This is a genomic window from Gilliamella sp. W8145 (genome assembly GCF_016101145.1).
GTDB classification, from domain to species: Bacteria; Pseudomonadota; Gammaproteobacteria; order Enterobacterales; family Orbaceae; genus Gilliamella; species Gilliamella apis_A.
The window spans coordinates 1,090,582-1,115,586 of the sequence record NZ_JACFRC010000001.1; the positions used below are offsets into that span (position 1 = coordinate 1,090,582).

A 25,005-nucleotide genomic window follows, 5' to 3' on the forward strand; every position below is an offset into this window, starting at 1 on the left:
TATTTATCGAAGATCATCATAATATACGCCGAAAATAAGAACAACTTTGTTTTTATTATATATTATTTTTTAAATGATTGTTCTAATTTTAATCAATTGTCAGTTATTGATATTATAAATAATTTCACATAACTGATTAATAATCATAATGATTTTTTTGAATTCAAAATTAAATCATTAGTAAAAAAGTTTCTTAAATAATGATTTTTAATCGTGTTATCAATTAAGCGTATACTAAAATTTGAAAGGATAAAGTCATGCATCAAACAGCAGATATACAACAAGCAGTAAACTATATTCAACAACAAACAGATAAAAAACCTACAATTGGAATTATACTTGGATCTGGTTTAGGCCCTTTTGCCGATACTCTTGAAGATGCAGTACATATTCCTTATGACAATATCCCTCATTTTGCCAAATCTGCTGCTGTCGGTCATGCTAATGAATTAGTTATTGGTAACTGTGGCGATAAAACCGTTGTTGCCATGAAAGGGCGTTTTCATTACTACGAAGGTTTTTCATTGGATCAAGTTACCTTCCCTGTTCGGGTAATGAAAATGCTTGGCGTAGAAAAACTTATCATTACTAATGCCTGTGGTGCGGTTAATACCAGCTTTAAACCGGGTGATTTAATGATAATTACAGATCACATTAACTTAACCGCTAATAACCCATTAATGGGGCCGAATAATCCTGAATTAGGTGTACGTTTTCTTGATGTAAGCGAAGTATACAATAAACAATTACGCACAACTGTTAGCGAAGTAGCTAAAGAACTTAATATCACATTACAACAAGGTGTTTATGCATGGTGGACTGGCCCGACTTATGAAACTCCAGCAGAAATTAGAATGATCAGAGTATTAGGTGCTGATGCTGTTGGTATGTCAACCGTGCCAGAAGCAATCATTGCTCATCATTCAGGTATTAAAACCATCGGAATCTCATGTTTAACCAATATGGCTTGTGGCATTTTAGATCAACCTTTAGGTCATGAAGAAGTTATTGAAACCGCTGAACGAGTTAAATCAACTTTCTTACAATTGATTACTAAAACAATTGCTCGTTTTTAGTTTTTAATAGGTAATTCTAAAAAGTAATTTTTTATAATTTTATACTAGCAGTTCACTTTATTTTGGATATAAATAATGAACATAAAACATAGATTACAAGTCATGATGTTTTTCCAATATTTTATTTGGGGAAGCTGGTTAACGACCTTTGGTATTTATTTGATCAACACGTTAAATTTTTCTGGTTATGACGTTGGTTTGGTTTACAGTACTAAAGGCTTTGCTGCATTAATTATGCCTTTTATTATTGGTATTATTGCGGATAAATTTATTCCACCTAAATACTTATTTATGCTTTGTCATACTATTTGTGCTATTGCGTTATTTTATGCAGCCTCAGTAACAACACCAAATCAACTGAATTGGGTGATGCTGGTTAATGCAATGGCTTTTATGCCAACTATAGCATTATCTAATTCATTAAGTTATCACTGTTTAGATAAAAGTAATTTAGACACTGTTACGGTTTTCCCAAAAATCCGTGTTTTTGGAACGGTAGGTTTTATTATCGCAATGTGGACCATCAGTTTACTAAAATTCGATATAAGCAATGCTCAACTCTATATTGCTTGTGCGGCTTCCATTATTTTAGTTATCTATAGTGCGACATTACCCAATATTGAAATCACCAAAAACCAACAACAATCATGGATTTCACGTTTAGGTTTAGATGCATTTGTGTTATTTAAAAAACCAGTAATGTTGATATTTTTTCTGTTTTCGATGTTATTAGGTGCTATATTACAAATCACTAATACCTTTGGTGGTGCATTTTTAAAAGATTTTGGTAAAATTGCCGAATTTCAAGACAGCATAATTGTTCAACATCCAGCGATATTATTATCTGTTTCGCAAATGGCAGAAGTTGCTTTTATTTTGACTATCCCATATTTTCTTAACAAATTTGGCATAAAGAAAGTCATCATGATCAGCTTAATTGCCTGGACACTTAGATTTGGCTTCTTTGCCTATGGTGATCCAACACCATTTGGTTTTGTATTATTGATGCTATCAATGATTGTATATGGTTGTGCATTTGACTTCTTTAATATCTCAGGCTCCATCTTTATTGAAAAAGAAGTTAATGCTAATATACGCGCTAGTGCCCAAGGATTATTTATGACCATGGTTAATGGTATCGGTGCGATTATAGGTTCATTTATTAGTGGTATTGTGGTTGATATCAATACACATGATGGATTAAAAGATTGGCACTCAATATGGTTAAGTTTTGCTGCTTACGCATTAGTTTTAGGTATAGTATTTTATTTTACCTTTAATTATAATCAACATAAAACCGAATCTGCGAAGTAATAACTTATCAATATAAATAAGGGATAACTCATCCCTTATTTATCCTCTGTTTTTTTGAGTATTCCCATACCGTAAAAATAGTGACATAAAGCCACAGGATATTTCTTGTTGGTTATAATTTTTATGTGCCAATAATTGACGACACATATAGTTTTAAAAGTAATGAGATTTAGCTATGAAAGAAAAATTTTTAGGTGGTTTATTAGTTTTTTTAGGCGCTTGTAGCTTCGGCGTTCTCTCTTCTATTGTAAAGACCGCTTATAAATCAGGTTATACACTAGGCCAAGTGACTGGAGTTCAATGTTTCTTTGGTATGCTGATACTATGGGGGATCCATTTTATAGTAAAAGCCACCAATAAAAATAAAGTAACGAATAAACACAAAAAAAGCTCAACTAAAAAATGGCATATGTGTGCCGTTGGTATATTTCCAGGCTTAGTTGGGATTTGTTATTATCAATGCGTGCAATTGGTTCCTGCATCTATTGCTATTATTTTGCTTATGCAATATTTATGGATAAGTGTCATTATTGATTTTGTTATTTTTAAAAATAAACCAACGCCTATTCAGTTAGTAACAATCATTACAATTATCATTGGTAGTTGTTTAGCCGCAGGTATATTCAATCAAACCATTAAGTTGAATTTAACTGGATGTTTATTTGGTTTTTTAGCAGCATTAATGTATTCGCTCTTTATTACCACTAGTAGCAATATTGGTAACGAATTACCAAAATTAGAAAAAAGTGCACTCATGATAACCGGAGCTTGTATTGTCACCTTTATTATTTTTCCACCACTATTTTTCTTTGAATTCAGTATTGATGATAAAATTTACCAATTAGGTTTTTTACTGGCATTATTAGGAACTGTCTTACCACCTTTTTTATTCTCGGTAGGTATTCCAAAAATTGGCATTTCATTAAGTGCTATTCTATCAGCAGCAGAACTTCCCGTTGCAGTAACATGCTCTTATTTCTATTTGAGAGAATCGGTATATTTCAACCAATGGATTGGAGTGATCATTATTTTGTTGGCCATTGCCTTACCTAATTTAAAACACCTAAAAAAATAATAATCCTACAATGTATTAAGTGTAGTAATAGAATTACTGCACTTAATTGTCTGAATCATAATTATTCTTGTATATGGCTTTTAAGCCATTGCACAAAAACATCTATTTTAGGATTATATCTTTCATGTGATCGGCAAATATAATAACGCTGTGCACATGGTGCTTCCATATCTAAAAAAGGGGCAATCAGCTTCCCAGATTCTAGATATTTCTTGAGAGTCTGTTTTCTACCTATAGCAATACCAGCATTATTGATTGCTGCAGCAACAACATGGTCTGAACGATCGAATAGCAAATTTTGCATCTTAATAAAATCAAAAGATAACGAAAAGTAATTTGCCCATGTTTGCCATTCATCAAAACTAAAATCTAACATATCGCCTGTGTTATAATGTAATAAAGTACATTTTTTTAAATTTTCGATATTATTATATAGATTAAATTGCTTAGCATAATCAGGGGTACATACTGGAATAAGTGTTTCACTAATTAAATGTTCACAATCTAATTCATCATAATGCAAAGAATCATAATAGATTGCTAAATCAACTGGATATTGGTTAAAATTAATTGGGGTATTGCCTGATATCATATTCAAAATGATATAGGGGTAAGATTCCGTAAATTGCGATAACTTTGGAATCAAACATTCTTGAATAAAAGATGGACAAGAATAGATAGTAATAGCACCGGTAACATCTTTATTTTTAATATCAACAATTTCTTGATTTAAAATACTTAATGACTTCTTAACCACTGCAAATAAATTTTTACCATCATTGGTCAAAGTTATCCTTCGATGAAATCGGTTAAATAATTTAAAATTCAGTTCTTCTTCCAGTTTGTTGATTTGATGACTTACAGCACTTGGACTAATACAGAGCTCTTCTGCGGCGGAAGCAAAAGATAAATGGCGAGCAGCAGACTCAAATGTATGTAACTTTGATAACTGATAACGGTTAATAAAACGGCTACTATTTGACACTTTATCTTCACTATTCATTTACAGTGATCCCAAAGAACACCATACAAGATCATCTTACTAATCTAATCTATTACCATTCAGAAAGCCACTGTTTTTTATCAGTTTTACGTAAAGATAATGTTGCAACAATTTAGCTCATGCAAAGTTAATAATAGATCATTTGTCAAATACTGGACAAAAAACATAAAAAATACTAGTATCTATTAGCATAAAAAAGTATAGTGTTATCAAAAATAGCAAAGAAAAGTAATCTATATTTTTTATAAGTTTTAGCATCTATAAAATAAAGTCTTTACCGTGGTTGATATATTTTGTTATTTAGTACATTTAGTAAAATGACACAAATGAAGTAATGTTATCTGTAGGTATTGAAAAGTTTATTGATCGTCTCAATATTATTATTGATATTCTCAATTAAGAATGATTAGCGTTGCTTTGACAAGAATAAGAATAAGTTGTTTTTCAAAAGATATTTTTAATAGCGTAATAACATAAAAATTAAGTCCGATATGATAACTTAATAAAGTCTATCCTTTTTTAGTAAACATTTTCCAGAAGATTTGATACTTCTAAAATGGACTTATATCAACCAGTGATTGGAATTCGAGGTATCAATATATCTCAAATCTAAATCACCATCCTAAGACATGCAGTTTATTATTATAGATTAATAACTAAATAAACAAGCATATTAAGATTTATTTAATTTATCTTAAACCAATCAAGTATAGCTATATAATTATTACTATATCTCCGTTAGATATAGTAAATATTAACTAAAGATTTTTATTAATAAATATTTATATAACATTACAGGAGGCACAGCAAAATAGTAGGTTTAAAACAAGCTATCAAATAGCATGTTAGTCTTATTTATATCGTAACAAGATGATTTTTTATTAAATCATTAGTTTTAATAGTCAGTTGTAAATAGCAGTATAGTAAAAGTATTAGTTGTTTTATATGTGTAAGCATAAAGTTAAACAGATATGCCTTGACAATAATGAGTATTAACGCTGTTTAGTTGTCAAATTTATTGTTCTATTTTTACCCTGAATTAAAAGGAAGTTACAGAATGAAGACATATAAAAAACCATTATTTACCTTGGTGCATAGCAATGATGCTATACCTGAGCATAAAACCTTAGCGTATCTTGACCCAACATTAAATGATTATACAGATCATATTGATGAAGTTATTGGTTTACGTATTAAGGAATTGAAACTTCACCATTCTGAATATAGGGAATATCATGATGATAAACAAAATAATAACAAGTCAGGTTTTTCTTTTATTTTTCAAGAAATATTTGAATCAGAACATCATAAAAAGCAAATTGGCATGTTAAAAGACGAGATATTAATTGCCAAAGAATCAAATAGAGTAAAGAAATTGCTAAATGAACGTTTAAAGGAATTTGCGAAGTTTTACCCTGAAATACAATTTAACTTGAACAATGTTCAATCGCTACCAACTAGATTTAAAGATTACCTTTTCGCTCCACCTTTAGTCTTAACTGAGGATAATACTATTATGCTTTGGGATGACTAAAAAAACTTAACAATAATTAATAAGGCAAAATCTACAGTATTGACATACTGTAGATTTTTTATTTTAACCTTCTAAATAATCTTAACTGTTAAATGCACTTTCACCATGACTGTTAATATCAAGTCCTTCACGTTCATGCTCTTCAGAAACTCGCAAACCAACACTAAGATCAGCAATTTTATACGCAATATAAGCTATTATTGCCGTCCAAATGACACAAGTGATGACACTCATTAATTGTATACCTACTTGACTTGTCATAGTGATACCATCGGCATAACCTGTTCCACCTAATGACTCAGAAGCAAAAACCCCAGTTAGTAGACAACCAACAATACCACATACGCCATGTACACCAAATACATCACAGGTATCATCAACTTTTAAAATCCTTTTTAAAGATGAAACACCCCAAACACCGGCAACCCCACAAATAAGACCAATTAACATTGCACCACCAACACCAACAAATCCTGCTGCTGGAGTGATACCCACTAATCCAGCAATCACGCCTGATGCTGCCCCCAAACATGATGGTTTACCACGTAATATCCATTCGGCGAATGACCACGCTAAAACAGCAGCAGCAGTTGCGGCAACGGTATTAATAAAAGCTAAACCAGCAATTTCATCAGCATGTGTTGACGATCCGGCATTGAAACCAAACCAACCGATATATAAGATAGCTGCACCTAAATAAACATAAGGTAAGTTAAACGGTTTTAATGGTTCTCGATTGTAACCAATACGATTTTTAAGCATATAAGCACCGAGTAAACCAGCAACAGCTGCATTGATATGTACCACAGTACCACCAGCAAAATCTAATGCGCCTTCATCACCAAGAATTCCACCACCCCAGACCATATGAGCCATCGGAATATATGAGAAAGTGAACCATAACACCATAAAGATAAGAACTGCCGAAAAACGAATTCTTTCTGCAAAGGCACCCAAGATTAAACAGCAAGTGATGCAAGCAAAAGAACCTTGAAATGCAATCCAGATCATTTCATAGATCGAACCAGAAATATCAGTAATACCAACATTAACCAATAAAAAATGGTCAAAGTTACCAAAAAACCAGTTACCTTCACCAAAGGCTAAAGAGTAGCCATAAGCTATCCATAACACCGCAATCAACGAAAATGTTACTAATACTTGTGACAGCATGGATAAAACGTTTTTAGATCTTAATAAGCCACCGTAAAAAAGTGCAATACCCGGCACTGACATAAATAAAACTAATGCAGTACATATCATCATAAAACCATTGTCAGCCTTATCTGCAATTGCGACTTCATCGGCAAACACTGGACTTGCTAAAGCAAATCCGCAACAGAGAATAAATTTTTTCAACATAATGATATCCTTATTGATAATTACAGTGCTGATTCATCAGTTTCACCGGTACGAATACGAACAACATGTTCTAGTGGAGTAACAAAAATTTTCCCATCCCCTATTTTTCCAGTATAAGCCGCTTTAGTAATGGTACTAATTACCTCATCAAGCAAATCATCACTAATTGCGAGCTCAATTTTAACTTTAGGTAGAAAGTTGACATTATATTCTGCCCCACGGTACAGCTCGGCATGACCTTTTTGTCGCCCAAATCCCTTAACCTCCGTTACGGTTAAACCAGTAATTCCAATATTGGATAGTGATTCTCTGACCTCTTCTAATTTGAAAGGTTTTATAACTACGGTGACAAATTTCATCCATTACTCCTTATTACTATTAATGTTATTTAAGTTAATGCAAGGAGCATGCCAAAATTAGTATAGAATGATTAACCATTGAAATATTTGCTATTTTTAAAATTGGTCGGTAATTATTGTTAAGTAAAAAATTTTGAGGAAAGGGGTTTTTAAAGATAAAAATAAGCTTTCTATCGCACCAATTTGGTGCTTATGCCTATTTTTGGTGCCGATAGATATTAATAATCAGAATGTTACCATTAGTTTGCGATATTCGTCATAAGCAAAATGATCAGTCATACCACTAATATAGTCTTGAATTAACCGGCAACGATAATAAAATTCCCAACATTTAAAGTTACAATGCCCTTTGTCCAATGATGCAATAGCTTGTTGATAAGCAACACAATGTTTTGCCGATAATTTATGATACAACCTTGTTTCGATAGGATAGTTTTTATGATTACTTGTTTTGGCTAAGTTAATAAAATCATCTGTTGACATATTTAGCAGTGGACTATAAATATCCAACAAACCCGTTATTATTCTATAACCTTGTAATTCAATATTTTCAACCATTTCATGATTAAATATATGTTCAAATCCAACTGTTTTGAATATATTCAGTAATTTATACTCAGCTTCATGATCTTCAAGTAAAGCGTGATTAAATGAACCATGATAGATTGTTTCAATATTTTCAATGAATCGTTCTGCCGCATGAGGTACCAATTTAGCAATAGTATTTACCCGTAAATACATAAAGAATTGGTCAATGCCTATCGCTTCAAATTCATTTTTTTTCAAATTGTCATAAGGTTTATTAACAACTTCATCAAATAAATCACCTTTTTTAACTGGGCCCCATGCATCTTTTAAATAGCGATAAAGCTGTTGCACAGTTAAAATTTTCTTTTCTACTGCATCTTCCAGATCGGCAATACAATAAGAAATATCATCCGCCGCTTCCATAATATAAGTAAGTGGATAGCGATGAAATGGTTGGATATCCAGTTGCTGTGATAATTCATTAACAAAAGATTCTTCAGACAAATAGTATCCAGGTTTTTTCATCAAATAACTGAATTCATCTGGAATATCATTAGACCAATAAGCAGGTTTGGAATATTTTAGAATTGAAGCAATTTGTGAATAGGTCAAGTTAAGTCGAAGAATTGTATGCACCAATCGAATTGCTTGAGCATTACCTTCAAAGTTTGCAAGATCTTGGCGAATTTTTAATTTTAATGATTTGAGTGATTGTGCATCGGTCTCATTAATATTAAGTATTGGATAGCTTGAATCATTATTAATTCCCAAACGCGTAGTAAACCACTGATTGATCGCTGCTTCACCAAAATGGCCGAATGGTGGATTACCAATATCATGCATTAAACAAGCCATTTCAACTAAGCTTTCTATAGACATGACGGATTTATCTAGGCCAAACGTCTTTAATTTTCCAGAGAGACTAAGGCGATTGACAATCTCCTTGACGATATAACGACCAACTTGTTGTACTTCCATTGAATGAGTAAGCCGGGTTCGCACAACAGAATTACGCTCTAAAGGAAATACTTGCGTTTTCTGCTGTAAACGCCGTATCGCTGCTGAATTAAGAATGCGACCACGATCACTTTCAAAAAAACGCAAGACAGAATATTCATCAGATGCTTGTCGTTGTTTACTGGCATATCGTTGATAATTAATTTTTTTATTAAAATCGATCATATCGCAACCTGAGGTTCAATCAGCTATAATTTCTGTTTTGCCCACTCGATTGGTGAACCATATTCTGCTGGTAACATAGAATCAAGTTGATTTAAGGCTTCAATCAATTTTTGGCGATGTTGATGGCTTAAATTGATATGCCCAACTTTACGCCCAACTCTTACTTCTTTTTCATACCAATGCAAATGAACTAAATCTACGGTTAACCAATTAATGTTGAATTCGGTACCAATTAAATTCACCATCACTGATGGACAAAAAACATCTGGTTTAGGTAACGGTAAATCTAAGATAGCCCGTAAATGTAATTCAAACTGGCTAATAGAAGCACCGTTTTGCGTCCAATGGCCACTATTATGTACCCTTGGGGCCAATTCGTTAATTAATAAGCTATCACCAATGACAAAACATTCCATTGCCATAACACCAACATAATTAAGTTTATGCATAATCTTTGCTAGCATCTGCTCAGCGCTTGTCTGTAATGTCTCATTTTCACATGGAATAGCAACACTCATTTTTAATATGCCATCTTGATGCAAATTATTAGTCAAAGGATAAAAAACTGTTTCCCCTTTGGCATTTCTAGCCCCAACCAACGACACCTCTTTTTCAAAAGGAATCGCTTGTTCAACAATAGCATTTTCATAAACGTCATTTGGCACAGTGATGTCATCACCTACTGAAAGTCGCCATTGCCCACGACCATCATAACCACCGGTTCGACGCTTAACAATTAGTAAATCACCTAATTTTTCAAAAAAACTCGGCCAATCATACTGATTTTTAACAGCAAACCATTTAGCTGTTGGTAATTTCAGTTCATCAAGTAGCTGTTTTTGAGTTAAACGGTCCGCAATAATAGGAAATACATCTCGATTAACAAACTGAGGATGACTAGCTAAAATTTGCGTAAATTGCGTTTCAGGCCAACGTTCAATTTCAGCAGTAATAACAGAATTTTGATAAGGAATTGATGCCGGTTCAACATCTAGTCCTACAGGATAAACATGAATACCTAATGGTTCACCTGCCTGTCGAAGCATACGCCCTAACTGGCCATTTCCTAATACACAAACAGATCGAATTGTCATATTATATCGCTACTCTCGGATCAGGATTATTTAAAACTTCATCAGTTTGACTCAATCGCCAATTAGATAAACGTTGATAAATTTCTTGGTTATGTAATGCCAGAATTTGCGCAGCTAATAAGGCTGCATTTGCAGCTCCAGCTTTACCAATAGCTAAAGTTCCAACAGGAATGCCTTTTGGCATTTGCACGATTGAATAAAGACTATCCACACCACTTAATGCTGCACTTTGAACCGGCACGCCTAAAACAGGAACTAAGGTTTTTGCTGCTAACATCCCCGGTAGATGAGCTGCACCGCCTGCACCAGCGATGATAACATCAAAGCCTTTTGTTTTAGCATTTTCAGCAAATTCGAATAATTTATCTGGAGTACGATGGGCAGAAATAATTTCAACATGATAAGTAATGGCTAAAGTATCTAAAATATCAGCAGCATGCTGCATAGTAGCCCAATCACTTTTCGACCCCATTACAATGGCAATTTTTGGTTGAGTATGCATAGATGATTATAAGGAGATGTAAATATTAAGTGTCGAAAGTATACACTAAAATTTGCTAAATGGGATAGCAAGAACTATGACTTCTTATCAATAAGTTAAACTCAATATTCGGACAATTTAAGCTAATGCATAAATAAAACAGTTAATCTCATAATACAACGTTATTAAATCCGCCAATATATGGCGGATAATCATATAAATTTATGAATTAACGGCAGCAACGATTTTAATTTCAATCAAATACTCTTTTTTCATTAATCCTGCCTGAACAGTACAACGAACTGGAGCTTTCCCTTTCACTACCCATTCATCCCAAGCTTTGTTCATGGCTGGAAAATCACTTTTATTTACCAAAAAAAGGGTTGCATCTAAAATGCGACTTTTATCACTATTCGCTCTTGCTAAAATTTTATCTATTTCAGCTAAGGCACTTTGGGTTTGCGTATAAGCATCATCACGCAAATCTGTTGGTACGCTTGTATAATAGATCACATTATTATGGATCACCGCTTCCGACCATCTATCTTCGGGGTCTATACGAGTAATTGTCATTATATTTTCCTTAAAAACTTTTTATTAAGATACTTTGATGAAATCAGCTCGTAATTTTTTGATCTCATCACGTAAAACACCTGCTTTTTCAAATTCTAGATTTTGGGCGGCTTCATACATCATAGCTTCAAGCTCTTTAACTCTTGCTTGAACTTCTTTGACCGAAACATAATTATACTGTCCACCTGGTTCAAAAGCTTGTACTTTAGCCGTAGCTTTTTTCGTGCTCAAACCAGCATCTAAAACATCTTTAATTTCTTTACGTACTGATTTTGGTGTAATACCATGAGCTTCATTAAAATCTTCTTGTTTTTTACGACGGCGCGCTGTTTCGTCGATCGTTTTCTGCATAGCCGGAGTAATTTTATCGGCGTATAAAATCGCTTTACCATTCACATTTCGAGCTGCACGACCAACCGTTTGGATTAATGAACTTTCTGAACGCAAAAAGCCTTCTCGGTCAGCATCTAAAATTGCAATTAATGATACTTCGGGAATATCCAATCCTTCACGTAATAAGTTGATACCTACTAACACATCAACCTTACCAAGACGAAGATCGCGTATAATTTCCATTCGTTCAACGGTATTAATATCCGAATGCAAATATTTAACATTAACATTATGTTCAGATAAATAATCAGTTAAGTTTTCAGCCATACGTTTAGTCAAAGTGGTGACTAATACTCGCTCATCTTGATTTATTCTCACTTTAATTTCAGATAATAGATCATCAACTTGAGTAGCTACCGGCCTAACCTCAATAATTGGATCTAATAAGCCTGTAGGTCTAACAACCTGCTCGATAATTTCACCACCCGATTTTTCAATTTCATATTTAGCTGGTGTTGCTGAAACATAAATTGTTTGTGGCATTATGTTTTCAAATTCAGAAAATTTTAGTGGTCGATTATCTAATGCTGATGGTAAACGAAAACCGTATTCAACTAAATTAAGTTTCCGTGATCTATCACCATTATACATCGCCCCTAATTGCGGAATTGCCACATGAGATTCATCAATAAATAATAATCCGTCAGCCGGCAAATAATCAAATAATGTTGCTGGCGGATCTCCTGCTTTACGTTGAGCTAAATATCGGGAATAATTTTCGATTCCTGAACAGTAACCAAGTTCAGTCATCATCTCTATATCAAATAGAGTCCGCTGAGTTAATCGTTGTTCTTCTAAAAGTCGATTATTATCCAACAAAACTTTTTGGCGTTCTTGAAGCTCTTGCTTAATTTCAGCAATCGCATTGTCCATAATATTTCTTGGGGTGACATAGTGCGTTTTGGGATAAATTGTAATACGAGGTACCTCATTAATCGCATTACCAGTTAATGGATCAAACATAACTATCCGTTCAACTTCATCATCAAAAAGCTCAACACGTACAGCTAGTTCATCAGAATCAGCAGGAAATATATCAATAACATCACCTCGTACCCGAAACGTACCACGACTAAAACCAATTTCATTACGGGTATATTGTAATTCCGCTAAACGCGTTAAGATTGAACGCTGATCAGTGATGGTACCTCTTGCCAAATGTAAAATCATGGACATATAAGTTTCAGGCGCACCTAATCCATATATAGCAGACACTGAAGCCACAATCACTACATCACGGCGTTCTAATAACGATTTAGTAGCCGATAAACGCATTTGCTCAATATGCTCGTTAATTGAGGCATCTTTCTCAATAAATGTGTCTGTAGAAGGCACATATGATTCTGGTTGATAATAATCATAGTAAGACACAAAATATTCCACTGCATTATCTGGAAAGAATGCTTTCATTTCACCATATAACTGTGCCGCCAAAGTTTTATTAGGTGCTAAAATAATAGTTGGGCGATTATGCTTGGCAATGACATTGGCCATAGTAAATGTTTTACCTGAGCCTGTAACACCTAATAATGTTTGATGTGCAATCCCATCATCAAGATTTTGATTTATCCGATCAATTGCCGCAGGCTGATCACCAGCAGGTTTAAAATCAGAACATAATTTAAATTTTCTCATTACTCGCAACCTAAAATTTTACCTATTAATAAAAATTATCCCCAAAAACACTTGACCTTTAGAAATGTTATATTTTTTGCTCAGTTAAGCTAAAAGAATGTAAAGACGTCTTAACAAACAACCCTTGATTTATTATAACCAATTGATATATATAAATATTTAAAATCATGCTTAAGTTGTAATCAAATCAAATAAAAACCTGATGAACATTGAGGTTAACACACTTTTCAATAAACTACTCACAGACTTATCCACAGGCATAGGGGATAACTTGCTAAGTATAGTCAATATAAACTTTTTTCCGGATTTTGACTAAATTTCGCACAGTTTTAAAAATTTTTTTTATTGGTTGTTTCTATTTTTAAAACTTAGTTTAATAGTTTTTGCCTAAGAAATTATTTCATACTTTCTATTTTATATTGATAGCCAACAGGCTCATTAGGCACAAAAGTTAATCGATGAGTGATGCATTTTGGCGCATCTTCTGTATGATGGGAAACAAACAATAATTGTGTATTACCTCTATCAATTAAATTATCAATCCAACTTTTGACCAGTTCACGATTCAAATAATCAAGTCCCTGTAATGGTTCATCTAAAATAAGTAGCGTTGGGTGTTTAACTAAAGCCCTAGCAATTAGGACTAAACGTTGCAAACCCCATGAAAGTGATTGAAATGGTTTCTCTGCTAACTCCGTTAAATCCAATAATTGCAACCACTGTTTAACTAATTTTAATTGTTTATCACTGGGGGCTTGATATAAGCCAATTGAATCAAAATAACCCGATGCCAATACATTTTCTACACTTAAACTAATTCGGTAATCAAGATGAAAACTACTACTTACATAGCCAATATGACGCTTGATATCCCATATAGTTTCACCTGAGCCTCGCCTACGTCCAAATAGTGTTAAATCATTACTATAGCCCTGTGGATGATCGCCAGTTATTAAACTGAGTAATGTGGATTTACCTGCTCCATTTGGGCCAATAATTTGCCAATTTTCATTAGCTCTAACTTGCCAACTTAATCCATTAATAATTGCTTTACCATCATATTGAACAAAACCATTATTTAAAATAATCCGATCTAAATCGTTAGGTAATGGCACAGAAATTTCATCTGGATCTGGTAAAGTAAAATTAGATAAATGTTCTAAATTAGCAAGTTGTTTGACAGCTACATCATCTAATATGGTGTCTTTTGTGCCATATTTCAATAGCTGACAATTAGCCAGTAATCCAATATATTTAACAAATAGCGGAATTTCATTAAAACGATTTAATACCATTACAATAGTAATATTTTGTTTTGATAGTTGGCTAAGTATTTCAGCTAAATTAGCTCGAGAAGCAACATCTAAACCATCAAATGGCTCATCTAAAATTAATAGTTCAGGTTTACTCATTAATGTGCGACAAATTAAGGTTTTACGTGTTTCTCCAGTGGAAAGATATTTAAAACGACGATTTAAAAGATGTGCTATACCAAATTGTAATGCTAAATTTTCACAAAGCGTTTGATCTTGATTATATTCTTGAATAATCTCAGACGTAGTTAATCCAGTATCATCTTCTTTATCACTTAGCATGTCAGTATTATTTCGTTTCCATTCATCATCGATTATTTTTTGTAAGTGCTCAAAGGAGATGTGCGCGATTGATTTAAAACGATTAATTACTTTCCCAGATAATATTGTTTGATCACCAGCTAAAGCTTTGGCTAATATTGATTTACCCGATCCATTTCGGCCGACAAAAGCAACAATATCGCCAGCATTAATCATCAAAGATTCGATAGTAAAAACGCGGAAATCACTAATTTTATATATTGTATTTTCAATTTGTAACATAAATACCTCAAATGACTAAACTAATGTGGCAATGATAATATGCTGAGGATCGATAGATATGGTTGTTTGCTGACCTTCAATTAACTTTACACGATTAACCTCGCTGGTTAATTTGCTTGCGTAAAGTATCATTCCTGATGGTAATGAAAATGAAATTTCAGATAACGGACCATCAGTGACTATTTTTTCTACTTGAACCGTTAATTGATTTTCATTTAAATCATTCAATTCAATCAAAGGTGCTTTGATAAGTAATAGCACAGTTTTATTAATATCTATTTTTAGGCGTTCAACACTTTGCTGAGTAATATAAGCTTTTAGTTCTGTTTGATTATCATTTAATTTAACCTTTACAAATCCAGCAATATTATTGGTTTCAATACTTATAACACTGCCATAAATTTGATTACGAGCACTGGTTTGCAATGATAATTTAGCAGTAATTTTTAAAATATCATCCAACGGAATATTGTCATTATTTAAAATATTAAATGCATTATACTGTAGCTGAGTTAATAGATCATAAAGCTGTATAAATCTAACTGCGTAAGCACTAAGCTTGGTACCTCCACCATTTTTTCCTCCCGTAACAGTAATCAAAAAGGGTTTTGGCGCCAAACTATTGATTTCATTAACCGCATCCCATGCTGTTTTATAACTTATACCGATTTGTTTGGCGGCTTGACTTAATGAACCAGTTTGCTCTATCGCTTTTAGTAAGGCTATTCGCCGTGGGTCAGTAAATAGTTGCTGATTTAAATTTAAAGTTAATAAAATTTCTGGTGACAACATTACTTCGTGCCTTATTAGATTAAATGAACCATTATTCATGATAATGTTGTTCTATTGTAGACGTTTTTTTATTTTTCACCAAAAATTGTCCTCATATCGTTTTATGATCAATAAAATTTCGCTAACGAGTAAAGATTAATTGTACATTATAGGTAAAGTTTGATAGTATCGTTATGTATTATATTATATAACGAGTATAAAAAATAACATGGAAAGAATCATTGCATTACTACTATCATTAACAACTTTGCTTGTTAGCTTATCAGCAACAGCCAGTCAAAAAATTACAGTATTTGCCGCAGCATCATTGACTAATACAATGCAAGATATCGCAACTAGTTATAAAAAAGAGCATAAAGATACCGAAATCGTATTTTCATTTGCTTCTTCTTCAGTATTAGCTAAACAAATTGAACAAGGTGCTCCTGCAGATATTTTTATGTCAGCAGATCAAAAATGGATGAATTATCTTATTGAACATAAAATTACAACAGAAAAACAAAATTTGTTAAAAAACGGCTTAGTTTTAATAGCGCCAAAACAATCTAAATTAGACAAAGTAGATATCAATGCAGAGACTAACTGGCAAACAATTTTACCCAAAGGCGAAAGATTAGCTATCGGTGATCCTGACCATGTCCCTGCGGGACTTTATGCTAAAGAGTCTTTAACTAATTTAGGCGTATTTGATAAATTGTTACCACAAATGGCTCCAGCAAGTAATGTTCGTGATACGTTAATGTTAGTTGAACGCAATGAAGCTACATTAGGGATTGTGTATAGCACTGATGCAAAAGTAAGTGATAAAGTGAAGATCGTTGGTAATTTTCCTGCCGATACATTTAAAGCTATTGAATATCCAATAACATTATTGAAACCTGAAGCAAAAGAGTTTTATCAATATTTAAATTCACAAACAGCACAAAATATTTTCCAAAAATATGGTTTTTTAACTAAATAGTATTTTGAAAAGATGATATTAACTGAATTTGAATGGCAAACATTGCTGCTAAGCTTAAAAATAGCTGGAGCAGCAATAATCTTTAGCCTACCATTAGGGATCTTAACTGCTTGGATTTTAGCAAGATGTCAATTCATAGGTAAATCATTGTTTGATAGTATTGTTCATCTTCCATTAGTTTTACCGCCTGTTGTTTTAGGCTATCTACTACTTTTGACGATGGGACGTCATGGTATTATTGGTGAATGGCTAAATAACTATTTCCATCTCAGTTTCAGTTTTAATTGGCAAGGTGCTGCCTTAGCCTCTGCTGTGGTGGCATTCCCTCTTATGGTCAGATCGATTCGATTAGCGATTGAATCAATTGATTCAAGATTAGAAAAAGTCGCAAGAACCCTTGGCGCTAAACCATTTCGTGTTTTTATGACCATTACTTTACCATTAGCATTTCCGGGCATTTTAATGGGAACCGTACTTGGTTTCGCGCGTTGTCTAGGTGAATTTGGCGCAACAATTACCTTCGTTTCAAATATTCAAGGTGAAACTCGTACAATTCCTTTGGCTATGTATACCTTATTACAGATCCCTGATGGCGAGTCCGGTGCATTACGGCTTTGCATTGTTTCGATAGTATTATCATTAATTGCCTTATTTTTATCAGAAATGCTTAATCGTTGGCATAAAAAGAAGTTAACAGGATAGTTCGTCATGTTAAATATAAATGTGAGCAAAAAACTCGCCTCGTATGCTTTCCAGTTTAAACATGAAATTCACTGTCATGGCGTGACGGCAATTTTAGGTGTCTCCGGTTCAGGGAAATCAACACTGATTAACCTTATTAATGGTTTGATTAAACCAGATATCGGTTATATTAAACTAAATCAAACTACTTTGGTTGATACTGAAAAAGGAATTTTTACAACCCCAGAAAAAAGACAAATTGGTACTGTTTTTCAAGATGCATTGCTTTTTCCCCATTATAAAGTTTTAAAAAACTTAACTTATGGTGCAAAATCATTGAATACAGAAAGATTTGACGAAATAGTTTCGGTACTCAACATTGGTTCACTTCTTAATCGTTATCCAGCAATGTTATCGGGTGGTGAGAAACAACGTGTTGCCATTGGTCGAGCGCTATTAGCTGAACCAAAATTATTACTAATGGATGAACCACTCTCAGCTTTAGATATGCCTCGTAAAAAAGAGCTATTAAGTTATATTGATAAACTAGTAAATGATCTAAATATCCCTATTGTTTATGTAACGCACAATATCAATGAAGTTAAACGCATTGCACAACACGTAGCGGTTTTAGAGCAAGGGAAATTACAAACCTATGGTGATACTGAACAAATTCTACAAAGTGATTATTTGAAAGAGTGGTTATAAAGTTCTAAAGTAGCGCTATTTTTTTCTTGTTTTATATACGAAATGCCATCATGCCAAGCTCCTAACACAATTCTAGTTGCTGGCTCGTCATTAATATAAAGATGATGTGTAGCAGGTTTATGAGTATGTCCATGGACCATAATACTAGCGTTATTGGCAATCATCATATCAATGACAGCTTTTGGATTTACATCCATAATAATTTCAGATTTGATTTGATTATGCTGGCTGCTCTCTTTGCGTAATTTGGTGGCAATTTTTAAACGTATCTTTAATGGTAGTAATAGAAATAATTTTTGTAGCCATTTTTTATGCATGATTTTGCGGAATTTTTGATATTGAGGATCATCAATGCAAAGCAAATCACCATGCAGAAATACAATATTTTTATTCTGATTAACTAAACAATTAATATCGCTTAATAAATTCATATCACAGCGTTTAGCGTAATGCTTACCAATCAAAAAATCACGGTTCCCATGTACAAAGAATTTTTTAATATGGCGTAAGGTGAGTTCTTTTAAAGCATCAGCAATTTGATTATGTAATATTGACTGTACATCATCACCTACCCAATAATCGAATAAATCACCAAGTATATAAAGCTCACATTGATTAGGTAATTGCTTAAGAAAAGACAAAAAACCTGCTGTTATATCAAAATGATCTACAGCAGGCTGATTGTCTGCAAGATGAATATCTGCAATAAAAAAACGAACCGGATTATTCAACCGTTACACTCTTAATTATGACATCTTCTACAGGAACATCAGAATGCATGCCACTACGGCCAGTTTTAACCGCTTTAATCTTATCAACCACATCCATACCATCGACAACTTCAGCAAAAACACAATAACCATAGCCATTGATATCCGATGAGCGATAATTTAAATAATCATTATCAACGACATTGATAAAAAATTGTGCTGTAGCAGAATGAGGATCACTAGTACGAGCCATGGCTAATGTACCACGATTATTTTTTAAACCATTATCAGCTTCATTCTTAATTGGAGCTTTAGTTTTTTTCTGTTTCATACCTGGTTCAAAACCACCACCTTGAATCATAAAATTATTAATGACACGATGGAAAATGGTGTTGTTATAAAAACCTTCTTGGCAATATTCAACAAAATTTTTTACCGTTTCTGGAGCTTTGTCTTCAAAAGTATTAATCTTAATATCGCCTAATGAAGTATGAAATATAATCATAAAATGTTCCTTAATTTCATTTTATTACGTAAAAATTGTTAAAAAGGTGAGCAATATCTTTTTAATATGCTTACTCACTAAATCTTTCACATGCTTCTAATGTATTACTCATTAACATTGCTACCGTCATCGGCCCAACACCGCCAGGTACTGGAGTGATCCAGCCGGCTCGCTGGCTAGCAACATCAAATTCCACATCACCAACTAATTTCCCATCAGGTAAACGATTAATACCAACATCAATCACAATAGCACCCGGTTTTATCCATTCGCCTTTGACATAATTAGGTATACCGACACCAGCCACAACAATATCAGCATTACCAACATGCTTTGCTACATCCACTGTTCGACTATGGGTAATTGTGGTTGTGCATCCTAAAAGTAATAATTCTAATGCCATAGGACGACCAACAATACTCGATGCACCAACAACTGTCGCATTTAAACCCGATAAATTAATACCGGTTGATTCTAACATCTTAACAACACCATATGGTGTACATGGTCGTAGTATTGGATCACGTTGTAATAAATGGCCAATATTATAAGGATGAAAACCATCGACATCTTTACGAGGATCGATACGCTCTAGCACTTTAGTTTTATCAATATTATCCGGTAAAGGCAATTGAACTAAGATACCATGAACATCGGATCGTTGGTTCAATTCATCAATTAATGCTAATAATTCATCAGTGGTTGACGATGGAAAATCATAAGCAAAAGAAGCAAAACCAACATCATCACAAGCTTTTTGTTTATTTTTAACATAAATTTTCGAGGCAGGATCCGAACCAACTTGTATAACAGCCAAGCCGGGAACAGATAAACCTTGTTCAGTACGTTTTTTTACTTTTTGAGCAATTTCATTGCGTATTTGCAATGCTAACGCTTTGCCATCAATTATATTTGCAGTCATAAGCCGATTACTTCTTTTACCTGATGATTGTAGATAAGATATTCTCGCAAAAGTTTTGATTATTGTCTATTCACTTGTCGGCCGATTGACTAAGTTCTGTTAAAATCTGTTGATATTGTTGGTCAACATCCGTAATAACTGAGCAAATATGAGCATCAAAGGCTTTAAGTTTTGGTTTTTGAGCCTTCCATTCATTTTTCGAAATATCTTTAATAGCGGAGATGTTTTTAAATAAATTAAACTCTAAAATACTGCCGCCGATAACATTATAAAAAATACGTTCACCAATATCGTGCCCATCTTTTTTTAATTTATTAAAATTTTGATAATAAAATTTTGTGCTGCCATTCTCGCTAATAAGGGAACCATGTAATAGTTTCACTAATCTTTTATATAATTTATTTAACTCGCTATGCAGTTCACGATCATCACTCAACTTTTTGGTGATTGCCTGATCAAAAGCAACTTTTACTTCAGACAATAAGCTTAATGATTGCTGCTCTAATTGAGGTAATTGTGAGCGTAAACCTTTTTGAAACTGATCAAGTTTTTTTCGCAATGATGGATTTGGTGATATTATTTTTTTATTCAATATTATCTGACCATCATTCATAATAGATAAATCATTAGATTTATTATATATATGGATATTGTCTTTATTTATTACAATGTCGTAACTTGGTTTTACAGGGCACTCTTTTTGTGCTGCAAACGAGGTTATCGATAAAGTTAATGACAAAATAAATATCATTTTTTTTAGCATACTGACATCCATTTAATGGTTGAAATTAAAATTATAACGAGTAATATCAAATTAGCACTATTTTTGAGGCTTAAAAAACCCCTTTCCTCACATTTTTTTGTAATAACAGGTAAAATATTCGATAAAGTATCTAAATGATTAAAACGTATACCTTGCTAACTTTGCAAGTTTAATATCAATAGGTATAATCTATTATATAAACTAGATTTAACTACTTTTTTTTATTTAAAACTGAAGTATAGTTAATACAACAATTAAATTTAACTATTAGAGGTGAACTATGTATGCTGTAATTTTCGGACGTCAAGGATGTCCATATTGTGTACGAGCTAAAGAGTTAGCAGAAAAACTATCACAAGAACGAGATGACTTTTCATATCGTTATGTTGATATCAATGCTGAAGGTATTACCAAAGAAGATCTTTCAAAAAGTGTTGGTAAACCAGTTGAAACCGTACCCCAAATTTTTATTGATGAAAAACCAATTGGTGGTTGTACTGACTTTGAAGCATATGCCAAAGCGAATCTGGGATTATTTCAAGAATAAGTATTAGGTTTAATTTTACAGCAGATAACGCATTTCGATGGCTTATCTGCTCTTATCGACCTGGTAATTTTTGCCATGTTACTTCATTACGCAAATAAGTTGGTTCAACCTCTTCAACTTTAACTACATCCTTTCTTAACCATTTTTGCTGGGCGATAACCACCAAATCTTGTGCTTCAGGTAACAACACTTCACTTGGTTTAATCATTGCTAACATATTAGGATAAGTTTGCCAACCTGTACCAGCCGAATAATCATTATTATCAATATTTTGGATTTTAGTTACAACATCTTCAGGTTTAATTACACATTCAGGAATGATCGTTTGCCATTGTTGATCTTGATAATGGTATTGTCCTAAATAGACTTCCCCCATTCTAGCATCTATTGCTGGAATAACTTTAGTTGCACATTTAGTTCTATAAGCACCTTGTGCTAAAGTTTGCAATGTCGATACAGCTATCATTGGTACATCAATGCCGAGGGCTAAGCCTTGAGCTACTCCAATCCCTATTCGCACTCCAGTAAAGCTACCCGGACCTTGAGCAAAAGCAATTGCATCTAGTTGTGAAAGACTACACCCAGCTTGATGCAAAATATTATCAACCATAGGCAAGATTTTCTTGGTGTGATCTCGCTCTGAAATAATGAAATCATGAGTGATTTCATTTTGATAAAATAATGCGACTGAACAAGCTTCTGTTGAAGTATCAATGGCTAAAATAGTACTCATTTGTTTTCCAAATTATCGATTATCGATTCACTGTTAGATAATAAAAAATTGATGACCTTATTTATATCTCGCGTTCTTGGCGAAGGTGGTAAGCTATTAATAAATGTTGCGCCATATGGTCGCATGACTAATCGATTATCGCAAATAATAATTGCTCCACGATCATTGTGATGGCGAATTAATCGCCCTACTCCTTGTTTTAAGGTAATAACAGCTTCAGGTAATTGGACCTCATTAAATGCATCACCACCTTGCATTTGGCAATCTTCCATTCGAGCTTTAATTAAAGGTTCATCAGGTGAAGTAAAAGGTAATTTATCAATAATAACACAAGAAAGAATGTCACCTCTAACATCTATTCCTTCCCAAAAACTGCTAGTTGCAATTAATAGAGCGTTACCACTATGAATAAACTGTTCCAATAATTTTACTTTACTGGTATCACCTTGAACTAAAACAGGTAGTTTGGTTAATTCTCGAAATTGTGTCGCTAAGGCATTCATCATAGCATATGAAGTACAGAGGAAAAAACAGCGACCTTTGTTAGCTTCAATAACGGGTAATAAAATATCAACCAGTTTTTCAGCATTACCTTGTTCATTTGGTGATGGAATATAACGCGGCACACACATTATTGTCTGGTTGTTATAGTCGAAAGGACTTTCTAAAATCAATGAGTCAGAATTGGTTAACCCCAAACGTTTGGTGAAATAATCTAATTGATTATCAACGGATAAGGTTGCTGATGTAAAGATCCAGCTCCCTTTGCGCTCGATTAATAACTCTGCAAATTTTTCAGCTACCGACAATGGTGTTAATGCGAATAAAAAAGAACTATATGAGCTTTCATACCAATAACTAAAACCAGATACATGTGTTTCTGTTAGACGCTTTAGCAATAGTTGATACTGGTTAACGCGATCAAAACAATTATCTAAGGTAGTAGAGCGCCCTATTGCTAATAAAAGAACTTCTTTGCAAAAATCAAGAGCATCAAATAAATAAGATAATTCTTGTTTAATTTTAGCTTGATTAAATAAATAACGTAGATTGCCTTTATTATTTTGCTGATTTATTAATAATCGTAAATCTTGGGTACATTTTTGTAGTTTATCAGCACATTGCTGTAACTGAGACATATCTTTGACTTCGGTTCGATAAGCTAAATTTATCTCTTTGGCTAAATCAAAAAGTTGTCGGCTGGTTAACTGTTCCCCAAAATAATGGCATGCTAAGTCTGGAAGTTGATGAGCTTCATCGAATATCATCACATCAGCTTTAGGAATCAATTCACCAAACCCTGTATCTTTTACCACTACATCCGCTAAAAACAGATGATGATTGACCACAACAATATCAGCATTTAACGCTCGCTTACGAGCTTTAACCACATAACAATCATTATAGTGCTCGCATTCACTTCCTAAACAATTATCATTAGTACTAGTTAAAATTGGCCAAATTGGATTATCTTCGGTTACCGTTGTACATTTACTAATATCACCGTCTTTGGTTTTAATTGACCAATTTTTGATACGGACAAGGTCTGTACGTAAATTCTTATCTAAATCACCGGCAGCTGCATATTGATGATACATACGTTCTAAACAGAGATAGTTGGCTCGACCTTTAAGAAGTGAAATTTTACCGGTATAGTCCAAAGCTTTTTTGATAATCGGCAAATCTTTACTATACAACTGTTCTTGCAAATTTTTTGAGCCAGTTGAAATAATGACTTTCTTTTCACTTCGTAATGCAGGAACTAAATAAGCAAAGGTCTTACCTGTACCGGTTCCCGCTTCAACTACCAGTGATTGTTGCGCTTGTATTGCTTTAGTGACTTTATTTGCCATCTGTCTTTGTGGCGATCTTGCAACAAAACCATCAATAGCTGTCGCAAGTAAACCATTTTCTGCAAAATCATCAATCACTTAAAATACACCTAATCAAAAGATAAGCCCTATTTATATATTCTAGAAAATTTGTTAAAGAAATAATTAACGTTAGTAAAATATAACGTCCTCTTAAAATAGACATGAAACAATAGTCATGAAATTGGATAATTAACCATCAAGACAACGAGGTATACTATACCAATAACCAAGGCAAAAATATATACATGAACTTTAACTATAAATAAAAAGCTTAATTAGAAATAGATTGAAATTTTTCTAATCTATTAACTAAATAAGCTTGAAAGAAACAAAATTATTAACCT

The 25,005-nt window shown here is 33.2% G+C and carries 24 protein-coding genes; 8 read left to right on the plus strand and 16 right to left on the minus strand.

Annotated elements, in window-relative coordinates; genetic code table 11:
* Positions 1–257: 257 nt before the first annotated feature.
* The 3 genes from H3T80_RS04930 (at position 258) to H3T80_RS04940 (ending at position 3,465) form a co-directional block, all read left to right on the plus strand.
* Positions 258–1,076, plus strand: coding sequence for a purine-nucleoside phosphorylase (locus H3T80_RS04930; protein ID WP_198200387.1), 819 nt, complete (start codon positions 258–260; stop codon positions 1,074–1,076).
* Between the two features lie 75 nt (positions 1,077–1,151).
* On the plus strand, positions 1,152–2,390 hold the full coding sequence (locus tag H3T80_RS04935) for a nucleoside permease (protein ID WP_198200389.1): 1,239 nt from the start codon (positions 1,152–1,154) through the stop codon (positions 2,388–2,390).
* Between the two features lie 175 nt (positions 2,391–2,565).
* Positions 2,566–3,465, plus strand: coding sequence for a DMT family transporter (locus tag H3T80_RS04940; RefSeq protein ID WP_198200391.1), 900 nt, complete (start codon positions 2,566–2,568; stop codon positions 3,463–3,465).
* Between the two features lie 61 nt (positions 3,466–3,526).
* On the opposite strand, the gene dsdC is transcribed toward H3T80_RS04940, so the two are convergent.
* On the minus strand, positions 3,527–4,468 hold the full coding sequence (gene dsdC, locus H3T80_RS04945; protein WP_198200393.1) for a DNA-binding transcriptional regulator DsdC: 942 nt from the start codon (positions 4,466–4,468) through the stop codon (positions 3,527–3,529).
* A gap of 1,057 nt (positions 4,469–5,525) precedes the next feature.
* On the opposite strand from dsdC, the gene H3T80_RS04950 reads away from it, so the two are divergent.
* A complete protein-coding gene (locus H3T80_RS04950; protein WP_110447516.1) occupies positions 5,526–6,002 on the plus strand; it encodes a hypothetical protein in 477 nt (158 codons plus the stop codon).
* A gap of 81 nt (positions 6,003–6,083) precedes the next feature.
* Here H3T80_RS04950 and amtB read toward each other — a convergent pair whose 3' ends face one another.
* The 9 genes from amtB to H3T80_RS04995 form a co-directional block, all read right to left on the minus strand.
* Positions 6,084–7,364: an ammonium transporter AmtB gene (gene amtB / locus H3T80_RS04955; protein WP_198200395.1), complete on the minus strand. Its 1,281-nt coding sequence runs from the start codon at positions 7,362–7,364 to the stop codon at positions 6,084–6,086.
* A 20-nt stretch (positions 7,365–7,384) separates the two neighbouring features.
* The gene (gene glnK, locus H3T80_RS04960; RefSeq protein ID WP_110453216.1) at positions 7,385–7,723 is read right to left on the minus strand and encodes a P-II family nitrogen regulator; all 339 of its coding nucleotides are present in this window, start codon (positions 7,721–7,723) and stop codon (positions 7,385–7,387) included.
* Positions 7,724–7,948: 225 nt separating this feature from the next.
* Entirely contained in the window at positions 7,949–9,433 is a 1,485-nt protein-coding gene (dgt, locus tag H3T80_RS04965) for a dGTPase (protein ID WP_198200397.1), read from the minus strand.
* Between the two features lie 23 nt (positions 9,434–9,456).
* Complete coding sequence (purK, locus tag H3T80_RS04970) at positions 9,457–10,521, minus strand: 5-(carboxyamino)imidazole ribonucleotide synthase (RefSeq protein WP_198201154.1); 1,065 nt, start codon at positions 10,519–10,521, stop codon at positions 9,457–9,459.
* A gap of 7 nt (positions 10,522–10,528) precedes the next feature.
* Positions 10,529–11,029 (minus strand): 5-(carboxyamino)imidazole ribonucleotide mutase, encoded by a 501-nt coding sequence (gene purE, locus H3T80_RS04975; RefSeq protein ID WP_198200399.1) that lies wholly within the window; start codon positions 11,027–11,029, stop codon positions 10,529–10,531.
* Between the two features lie 201 nt (positions 11,030–11,230).
* Complete coding sequence (locus tag H3T80_RS04980) at positions 11,231–11,581, minus strand: RidA family protein (protein ID WP_086359936.1); 351 nt, start codon at positions 11,579–11,581, stop codon at positions 11,231–11,233.
* A gap of 24 nt (positions 11,582–11,605) precedes the next feature.
* Positions 11,606–13,609: an excinuclease ABC subunit UvrB gene (gene uvrB, locus H3T80_RS04985; protein ID WP_086364025.1), complete on the minus strand. Its 2,004-nt coding sequence runs from the start codon at positions 13,607–13,609 to the stop codon at positions 11,606–11,608.
* 395 nt (positions 13,610–14,004) lie between these two features.
* Complete coding sequence (gene modF, locus H3T80_RS04990) at positions 14,005–15,465, minus strand: molybdate ABC transporter ATP-binding protein ModF (protein ID WP_198200401.1); 1,461 nt, start codon at positions 15,463–15,465, stop codon at positions 14,005–14,007.
* A gap of 15 nt (positions 15,466–15,480) precedes the next feature.
* Complete coding sequence (locus H3T80_RS04995) at positions 15,481–16,296, minus strand: TOBE domain-containing protein (protein ID WP_198200403.1); 816 nt, start codon at positions 16,294–16,296, stop codon at positions 15,481–15,483.
* Positions 16,297–16,465: 169 nt separating this feature from the next.
* Here H3T80_RS04995 and modA point away from each other — a divergent pair, with 169 nt between their 5' ends.
* Genes modA through modC form a run of 3 tightly spaced genes read left to right on the plus strand, consistent with a single transcriptional unit; the run spans position 16,466 to position 18,607 of the window.
* Positions 16,466–17,218 carry a molybdate ABC transporter substrate-binding protein gene (gene modA, locus H3T80_RS05000; protein ID WP_198200405.1) on the plus strand — a complete coding sequence of 251 codons (753 nt, stop codon included), beginning with the start codon at positions 16,466–16,468 and terminating at the stop codon, positions 17,216–17,218.
* Between the two features lie 12 nt (positions 17,219–17,230).
* The gene (gene modB / locus H3T80_RS05005) at positions 17,231–17,920 is read left to right on the plus strand and encodes a molybdate ABC transporter permease subunit (RefSeq protein WP_065651810.1); all 690 of its coding nucleotides are present in this window, start codon (positions 17,231–17,233) and stop codon (positions 17,918–17,920) included.
* Positions 17,921–17,926: 6 nt separating this feature from the next.
* Positions 17,927–18,607, plus strand: a complete 681-nt coding sequence (gene modC / locus H3T80_RS05010; RefSeq protein ID WP_086364029.1) for a molybdenum ABC transporter ATP-binding protein — start codon at positions 17,927–17,929, stop codon at positions 18,605–18,607.
* On the opposite strand, the gene H3T80_RS05015 is transcribed toward modC, so the two are convergent.
* The 4 genes from H3T80_RS05015 to H3T80_RS05030 all read right to left on the minus strand — a co-directional run bounded on the left by H3T80_RS05015 (position 18,586) and on the right by H3T80_RS05030 (position 21,507).
* Complete coding sequence (locus H3T80_RS05015; RefSeq protein WP_198200407.1) at positions 18,586–19,338, minus strand: UDP-2,3-diacylglucosamine diphosphatase; 753 nt, start codon at positions 19,336–19,338, stop codon at positions 18,586–18,588. The two genes, modC and H3T80_RS05015, sit on opposite strands and share 22 nt — an antisense overlap.
* Positions 19,331–19,822, minus strand: coding sequence for a peptidylprolyl isomerase B (ppiB, locus tag H3T80_RS05020; RefSeq protein ID WP_110447507.1), 492 nt, complete (start codon positions 19,820–19,822; stop codon positions 19,331–19,333). Before ppiB ends, H3T80_RS05015 begins: the two co-directional genes overlap by 8 nt.
* Before the next feature lie 70 nt (positions 19,823–19,892).
* Positions 19,893–20,744, minus strand: coding sequence for a bifunctional methylenetetrahydrofolate dehydrogenase/methenyltetrahydrofolate cyclohydrolase FolD (gene folD, locus H3T80_RS05025; protein ID WP_110447506.1), 852 nt, complete (start codon positions 20,742–20,744; stop codon positions 19,893–19,895).
* A gap of 70 nt (positions 20,745–20,814) precedes the next feature.
* Entirely contained in the window at positions 20,815–21,507 is a 693-nt protein-coding gene (locus H3T80_RS05030) for a DUF2884 family protein (RefSeq protein ID WP_198200409.1), read from the minus strand.
* A 280-nt stretch (positions 21,508–21,787) separates the two neighbouring features.
* On the opposite strand from H3T80_RS05030, the gene H3T80_RS05035 reads away from it, so the two are divergent.
* Positions 21,788–22,054 (plus strand): GrxA family glutaredoxin, encoded by a 267-nt coding sequence (locus H3T80_RS05035; protein WP_065579308.1) that lies wholly within the window; start codon positions 21,788–21,790, stop codon positions 22,052–22,054.
* Between the two features lie 52 nt (positions 22,055–22,106).
* On the opposite strand, the gene tsaB is transcribed toward H3T80_RS05035, so the two are convergent.
* Together tsaB and H3T80_RS12385 are read right to left on the minus strand one after the other, a co-directional pair.
* Positions 22,107–22,787, minus strand: coding sequence for a tRNA (adenosine(37)-N6)-threonylcarbamoyltransferase complex dimerization subunit type 1 TsaB (gene tsaB / locus H3T80_RS05040; protein ID WP_198200416.1), 681 nt, complete (start codon positions 22,785–22,787; stop codon positions 22,107–22,109).
* Positions 22,784–24,718, minus strand: coding sequence for an ATP-dependent DNA helicase (locus tag H3T80_RS12385; protein ID WP_198200419.1), 1,935 nt, complete (start codon positions 24,716–24,718; stop codon positions 22,784–22,786). Before H3T80_RS12385 ends, tsaB begins: the two co-directional genes overlap by 4 nt.
* Positions 24,719–25,005: the final 287 nt, after the last annotated feature.

Excerpts from the sequence above, each read along its gene's own strand:
- H3T80_RS05030 (WP_198200409.1), bottom strand. The coding sequence starts at position 21,507 with ATGCTAAAAAAAATGATATTTATTTTGTCATTAACTTTATCGATAACC.
- modA (WP_198200405.1), top strand. The coding sequence starts at position 16,466 with ATGGAAAGAATCATTGCATTACTACTATCATTAACAACTTTGCTTGTT.
- ppiB (WP_110447507.1), bottom strand. The coding sequence starts at position 19,822 with ATGATTATATTTCATACTTCATTAGGCGATATTAAGATTAATACTTTT.
- H3T80_RS04935 (WP_198200389.1), top strand. The coding sequence starts at position 1,152 with ATGAACATAAAACATAGATTACAAGTCATGATGTTTTTCCAATATTTT.
- purE (WP_198200399.1), bottom strand. The coding sequence starts at position 11,029 with ATGCATACTCAACCAAAAATTGCCATTGTAATGGGGTCGAAAAGTGAT.
- amtB (WP_198200395.1), bottom strand. The coding sequence starts at position 7,364 with ATGTTGAAAAAATTTATTCTCTGTTGCGGATTTGCTTTAGCAAGTCCA.
- dgt (WP_198200397.1), bottom strand. The coding sequence starts at position 9,433 with ATGATCGATTTTAATAAAAAAATTAATTATCAACGATATGCCAGTAAA.
- tsaB (WP_198200416.1), bottom strand. The coding sequence starts at position 22,787 with ATGAGTACTATTTTAGCCATTGATACTTCAACAGAAGCTTGTTCAGTC.
- H3T80_RS04930 (WP_198200387.1), top strand. The coding sequence starts at position 258 with ATGCATCAAACAGCAGATATACAACAAGCAGTAAACTATATTCAACAA.
- modB (WP_065651810.1), top strand. The coding sequence starts at position 17,231 with ATGATATTAACTGAATTTGAATGGCAAACATTGCTGCTAAGCTTAAAA.
- H3T80_RS05035 (WP_065579308.1), top strand. The coding sequence starts at position 21,788 with ATGTATGCTGTAATTTTCGGACGTCAAGGATGTCCATATTGTGTACGA.
- folD (WP_110447506.1), bottom strand. The coding sequence starts at position 20,744 with ATGACTGCAAATATAATTGATGGCAAAGCGTTAGCATTGCAAATACGC.
- H3T80_RS04950 (WP_110447516.1), top strand. The coding sequence starts at position 5,526 with ATGAAGACATATAAAAAACCATTATTTACCTTGGTGCATAGCAATGAT.
- H3T80_RS04995 (WP_198200403.1), bottom strand. The coding sequence starts at position 16,296 with ATGAATAATGGTTCATTTAATCTAATAAGGCACGAAGTAATGTTGTCA.
- dsdC (WP_198200393.1), bottom strand. The coding sequence starts at position 4,468 with ATGAATAGTGAAGATAAAGTGTCAAATAGTAGCCGTTTTATTAACCGT.
- H3T80_RS04980 (WP_086359936.1), bottom strand. The coding sequence starts at position 11,581 with ATGACAATTACTCGTATAGACCCCGAAGATAGATGGTCGGAAGCGGTG.
- modC (WP_086364029.1), top strand. The coding sequence starts at position 17,927 with ATGTTAAATATAAATGTGAGCAAAAAACTCGCCTCGTATGCTTTCCAG.
- H3T80_RS04940 (WP_198200391.1), top strand. The coding sequence starts at position 2,566 with ATGAAAGAAAAATTTTTAGGTGGTTTATTAGTTTTTTTAGGCGCTTGT.
- uvrB (WP_086364025.1), bottom strand. The coding sequence starts at position 13,609 with ATGAGAAAATTTAAATTATGTTCTGATTTTAAACCTGCTGGTGATCAG.
- modF (WP_198200401.1), bottom strand. The coding sequence starts at position 15,465 with ATGTTACAAATTGAAAATACAATATATAAAATTAGTGATTTCCGCGTT.
- glnK (WP_110453216.1), bottom strand. The coding sequence starts at position 7,723 with ATGAAATTTGTCACCGTAGTTATAAAACCTTTCAAATTAGAAGAGGTC.